Consider the following 6,099-nt stretch of genomic DNA (forward strand, 5'->3'; position numbering starts at 1 on the left):
CACTTTGTGGTTCATCGCCTGATGGTGAGTAGCTTCCGGTTCCTGCTAATAAAGTTTCATTTAGCTCTGTAAACCCATACATAAACATTCCCGGAGAATTGAAGGGGCTGGTTCCTTTTAAAATGTAAGGGTTTAGAGAATCAAAAGAACCGAAACCCATTAGACGCAGGTTCCCACCTTTGGCGGCGTTAGGATTGACATGGTCAAAATGAGAAAAGTCCTGCGGGTATTTAAGGTCGCCGTACAAAGCAAAGCCATGTGACTCGGTAATAATTTCGGCAGCAAGCGCCTTACCAGTAAAAAAGTGTAAAAACGCTATGATTAAAATAGTCTTATATTGAGGCGTAGAAAGCACGGTTAAAGCCTTAATGAAGAAACGATAAATTAACCTATTCCTATAAAAGAAATAGGCGCGCAGGCATAAGAGTTTATCTAAGGGAAAGGGCTTACAACAGTAGTAAGCTAATTTTTTTGTACTTACTTAAGAAAGAAGCTCAATAATACTCGAGAAGTCTTTTAATCCATCGCCTGAAGCTTGTTTTTTTTGATACATTTCATAGGCTGCATTACCGAGTGGCGTGTTACTTCCAGTACTTTGTGCGTTTAAGGCCGCCAAACCAAGATCTTTTGTCATTAGGTCGACCATAAAACCAGGCTGATAGTTATTCGATGCAGGGCTGGTCTCCATGACGCCAGGATAAGGGTTATACTTTTCTAAACTCCAGTTCTTTCCTGAGCTTGCGAGCATTATTTCAGAAAGTACTTTAGCATCCAAACCGTTATTTTCACCTAATTTCAATGCTTCACTAGTGCCAATCATATGAATAGCAAGGAGCATGTTATTACACATTTTAGCGACTTGCCCGGCTCCGTCAGTCCCTGCCAAAAATATATTGCTCCCCATGGCGCTAAGAACAGGTTTTGCTTTATCAAAATTGGTTTCTGAACCTCCACACATAAATGTCAGTGTTCCTGCGGCGGCGGCTGCGACGCCACCTGAAACAGGAGCATCAAGCATTGAAATACCTTTATCTTTTGCTGCGTTATGTACGCTAATAGCAGACTCCGCTTCGATCGTTGAGCAATCAATCACTAAGGTTTCTTTATCAATGATTGATAATAGCTTTTCGCCTTCAAGATAAAGCCCTAACACATGCCTACCTGCAGGCAGCATGGATATAAGGATAGTAGCGTCTTTGCACGCTTGTGATGCCGAGCTTGCGACATGCGCACCGAGTTGCTTCATCTCTTCTAGTGGAGTCTTGGCTAAATCATATACCCGCAGGTTGTAACCCGCTTTTACAAGATTTTTTGCCATGGGAAGTCCCATGTTCCCCAGACCTATAAACGCGATCGTTGTCATTATTATTTTCCCAATCTTGGAAGGGGCAGAATAGCCCCCTTTGTTATTTATAAGAAGCTTTGCTTAAGCCAGTAGCCCATCTAAAGGGTTTTTATCCCAAGGCCTACTAAATAAAGACTCAATAACGGAACTTGGGATATGGGTATAGTGCGCGTATTCCCACTTAGGTGTTTTGTCTTTATCTATTAATAGCGCACGAACGCCCTCCGCAAAATCGGGATGACGGATCATGTTGGTCGCTAAAACCAGCTCGCTTGTAAAAGCGTTTTGTAAATCAGTATAACGATGGCGTTTTAACTGCTCATAAATCGCAACAAGAGATAACGGGGAGCCAGCAAGTAAAGTTTGCTTAGATTTGTTGAGAAAAGTGTTACTTTCATCAAAAGCTACGATTGCATCCGTAATTGAACATAAAGAGTTATGCTGGCACGCCTGCTCAAGCACTTGTAGGTTTAGCTTTATTTGCGAACTTTGAAGTTGTTTGCTTGTAAGCTCTAGTGCCTTTATAGCTTCTGTTACCAAGAGGTGGTTGTTATCATTTTCTTCTGAAAATTCAAGCTTGGATATTGCATGAATCAGCTTTTCGACATCATTTAACTCAATGGCAAAATCAGCTAAGCGGCAAAATAGTGTATCGGCTGCATTAATAGCTACGCCCGTTAACGCCAGAAAATATCCTAGATTATAGGGAACCTGATTAAGAAATTGTGTTCCACCTACATCAGGGAACAGACCAATAGTTATCTCGGGCATAGCCAGTTTAGTGGTGTCGGTGATAACTCGATGACTGGCGCCAGCGAGTAAACCTAAACCACCACCCATGACAAAGCCATGCCCAATACAAATGATCGGTTTGTCATAAGTATGAATAAGATAATTGAGTTGATATTCCTCAAAAAAGAACTGTTCTGCATCGATACAAGCACCGTCTTGTTGTGCTATCGCAGAGCGATAAAGTGCTTGGACATCGCCGCCAGCGCAAAAGGCTTTGCTGCCTTGCCCCTTTAAAATTACAGCTTGAATATCATCGTTACTTGCCCAATCTTTTAGTGACTGCGTGAGTAAACGGACCATTTGAAGCGATAGGGCGTTTAGCGTCTTTTCGGAGTTGAGTGTTAAAACTCCCACACTGCCATTTTTAGCAGCAAGTACTTCGACTAGCACTTCTTCGGACGCTGTTGTTTCGACAGTCTCAGTTGCTTGTGATGATTTATTCATTTACTTTTTCCACTCTGGAGAGCGTTTCTCGAGAAACGAATTAGTGCCTTCAAGCTGGTTGTCACCACCAATTAGATTAATGAATTCGGTGCGCTCATGCTGAAGTGAAAGCGATATGGCGTTTTCTCGAGCTGTACTTAAAAGCTTTTTACAGGCAAACAAAGCATCGGGGCTTTGCTTACTTGCAGACTGTGCATAGTTCATGGCGCTTGATAAGGCCTCGCCTTTCGGTACACTTTCTAGTGCTAATCCGGTTTGAACGGCTGTTTCGGCATCCATTCTCTGCCCGAGCAAGATCATTTTACTTGCCCACGCTTCGCCAATTAACCAACTCAACCGCTGTGTGCCACCAGCGCATGGTAAAAGACCAACACCTGCTTCAGGCAGTGCAACCTGAGCCTGTTCTTCGACGATACGGATATCACAGGCAAGTGCACACTCAAGACCTCCACCCATCGCGTAACCATTGATAGCCGCGATGGATACACCCTTAAAACTTGCAAGGGCTTCAAATGCTTCGCCAAAACGGTGTGCAACATCTTTTGAAAGTATCTTGTCGCCGCTACTAAACTGCTTAAGGTCTGCACCAGCAGAGAAAAACTTTTCGCCTTGCCCGTGTATGACTAAGGCACTTATTCCGCTCATTGCATTGAGTTTTACGATGACGCTTGAAAGCGCGCCAAGGCTTTCCAAGTCCCAGGTATTTGCAGGTGGATTGTTGATAGTAATTTTAGCAATATGACCATCGACAGTAACAATAATTTTGTCACTAGAGGAAATATTCTGATTTTCTTGTGTCATAGCGGGTGTTCTTTCCTTTTTCAGAAGATTGGAATGCGCGAAGCTTGCCTACTAGCTTATCCGAGAAGCTGGAAGTTTTCATCAGATAACAAGGCTCTAGCAATGATTAAGCGCATTACTTCGTTAGTACCTTCGAGAATACGATGCACGCGCGTATCTCTAAAGTAACGTTCGATAGGGTATTCCTTGATATAGCCGTAACCACCGTGCAATTGTAGGGCTTCATCGCAAATCTTAAAACCGAGATCAGTCGCTAGGCGTTTAGCCATCGCGCAATGAACCGATTTATCGGCTGCACCTTGGTCGAGTTTAAATGCGGCTAGGCGGATCATCTGGCGAGAGGCTACAAGCTCTGTCAGCATATCAGACAGTTTGAACTGTGTGGCTTGAAAATCGGCAATCGTCTGATTGAATTGCTTGCGCTCCTTAACATAGTTAATACTCTGTTGCAGGCTCGCGCGCGCAGTACCGACTGAGCAGGCAGCAATATTGATTCGGCCGCCATCTAGGCCTTCCATCGCCAACTTGAAACCGTCACCTTCATGTGCCAAAAGGTTTTCTTTGGGTACGCGTACATTCTCAAAATGAATCAAGCGGGTCGGTTGATTGCTCCATCCGAGCTTTTCTTCTTTCTTACCAAAACTGATACCTTCACTTGTAGCGGGTATGGCAAGGCAAGTAATACCTTTTGGGCCTGCCTCGCCAGTTCTAAGCATTGTGACTAAAAGGTCAGTATCGCCAGCGCCGGATATGAAGGCTTTACAACCATTAACGATATAGTGATCGCCTTCGAGTTTTCNACTGGTCGTTAGTGAGGCAGCGTCAGACCCGGCTCCCGGTTCAGTCAGGCAATAACTGACGAGTTTACGCCCTGAAGCTAGTGCTTCTGACCACTGATCGACCAGTGACTTACGACCGTAGCGAGCAAGCATATTAAACGCCATATTATGGATGCTAATAAACGCAGCGGTAGAGGTGCAGCCGGACGCTAGTTCTTCCATAATAATGGAGCTGTCTAATCGCGACAGACCAATACCTTTATCAGCCTCTGGCACGTACATGGCCATAAACCCAAGTTTACCTGCTTCGACAAAGGCTTGCTTCGGGAACTCGCAGGCTGCGTCCCATATACTAGCCTGAGGTGCAAGTTCTGTCTCTGCGAAACGTTTTGCTGTTTCCTGGAAAGCGAGCTGATCTTCGTTTAAGTCGTAATTCATAAAATATAATACTTTAGGTGGCCTTATAAATTAATCTGTCTACTTTAAGCTAATCGACATGTTGGGTGCTTGCGCAGGAGATGATTTCCAGCTTGCTGTAATTGTTTTTGTCTCAGTATAAAAGCGGACTGCCTGCTTTCCGTAAGCATGTAAATCCCCCATAAACGAGCCTTTCCAACCAGTAAATGAAAAGAAAGGTAGCGGAACGGGAATGGGCAGGTTAATACCAACTTGACCAACTTCTATTTCGTGCTGATATTTTCGTGCACTAACGCCAGATTGGGTAAATATTGAGGTACCGTTGCCGTAGGGGTTACTGTTAACCAAATTGATTGCATCTTCAAGCGTTTCAACGTTCATGCATGACACAACTGGCCCGAAAATTTCTTCCTGGTATATGTCCATCTCAGTCGAAACATCAGTGAAGAGTGTAGGGCCTAACCAATTGCCATTCGGGTAACCTTCTACAACGATGTCTCGACCATCTACCAAGCAGTTTGCGCCTTGGTCTATTCCTTTTTGAATCAAGCCTGAAACACGCTCTACAGCCTGAGGACTAATCAAAGGCCCATAAGCTGAATCAGGTGAGTCCCAAATGCCGGGCTTAACCGCTTTTAGGCGTTCAGCGAGCTCATCTGCCCAGACGATTGTTTCGCCAACAAAAACAATCACGCTAATTGCCATGCAGCGTTGTCCGGCAGCGCCAACCGTAGCGCCGACTAATGCGTTCATGACGGTGTCTTTGTCGGCATCAGGAAGTACGACCATGTGATTTTTCGCACCGGCAAAGCATTGAGCACGCTTCATCTCGCGAGTGGTTGTTAGATACACATCTTTGGCAACAGGTACTGAACCAACAAATGAGGTCGCCAGAATATCAGGATGTTTAATAAGTTGGTGAACCTGGTCTTTGCCACCATGAATCATTTGCACCAGACCTTTGGGTGCCCCGGCTTCCTGGAATAGCTCTAATAAACGAACAGTCGCTAAGGGAACTTGCTCAGAGGGCTTAAGGATCATGGCGTTTCCACAGGCTGTTGCCATAGGGAACATCCAAAGCGGAATCATTGCCGGAAAGTTAAACGGGGTAATACCGAGCGTCACACCAAGCGGCTGGGTCAGGCTATAGGTATCTACGCCCTTAGCAACATTTTCGACAGTCTCACCCATTAACAGGGAAGGAATGTTGCAAGCATGCTCGACAACTTCAATACCGCGCCATACATCACCCATAGCATCTTCAATATTTTTACCCGTGTCTTTAGCAAGAATCTCGGCAATCTCACGCTGATGTTCCTTTAACAAATACTGGTAACGTAGCATCAAGCGAGCGCGCTCACTGACAGGGGTTTCTTTCCACTCTAAGAATGCGGCTTTGGCGCCTTCAACGGCGCGATCAATTTCGCCTTTCGTGGCGAATGAGACCTCTGCAAGTACCTCTTGTGTCGCGGGGTTAAGAACGTTTTGTTTTTGCACGCTTTCACTGTGAACAAATTCGCC

General features: G+C 45.0%; 5 protein-coding genes and 1 pseudogene. All 6 read right to left on the minus strand.

All coding sequences use genetic code 11. The annotated features are described in order from the left end of the window. Positions 1-355, minus strand: a pseudogene (locus A3761_RS16280) (ABC transporter substrate-binding protein); the annotation flags it as partial. A gap of 126 nt (positions 356-481) precedes the next feature. Beyond that, the gene (gene mmsB, locus A3761_RS16285; protein ID WP_068553566.1) at positions 482-1,363 is read right to left on the minus strand and encodes a 3-hydroxyisobutyrate dehydrogenase; all 882 of its coding nucleotides are present in this window, start codon (positions 1,361-1,363) and stop codon (positions 482-484) included. Positions 1,364-1,426: 63 nt separating this feature from the next. Then, positions 1,427-2,581 (minus strand): enoyl-CoA hydratase/isomerase family protein, encoded by a 1,155-nt coding sequence (locus tag A3761_RS16290; RefSeq protein WP_068553567.1) that lies wholly within the window; start codon positions 2,579-2,581, stop codon positions 1,427-1,429. Then, on the minus strand, positions 2,582-3,382 hold the full coding sequence (locus A3761_RS16295) for an enoyl-CoA hydratase (protein ID WP_068553568.1): 801 nt from the start codon (positions 3,380-3,382) through the stop codon (positions 2,582-2,584). Between the two features lie 56 nt (positions 3,383-3,438). Then, positions 3,439-4,599, minus strand: coding sequence for an acyl-CoA dehydrogenase family protein (locus A3761_RS16300; RefSeq protein ID WP_068750511.1), 1,161 nt, complete (start codon positions 4,597-4,599; stop codon positions 3,439-3,441). A gap of 39 nt (positions 4,600-4,638) precedes the next feature. Further along, positions 4,639-6,099: CoA-acylating methylmalonate-semialdehyde dehydrogenase (locus A3761_RS16305; RefSeq protein ID WP_068750513.1), on the minus strand; the 1,461-nt coding region annotated here is incomplete at its 5' end.

This window comes from Oleiphilus sp. HI0123, from assembly GCF_001635315.1.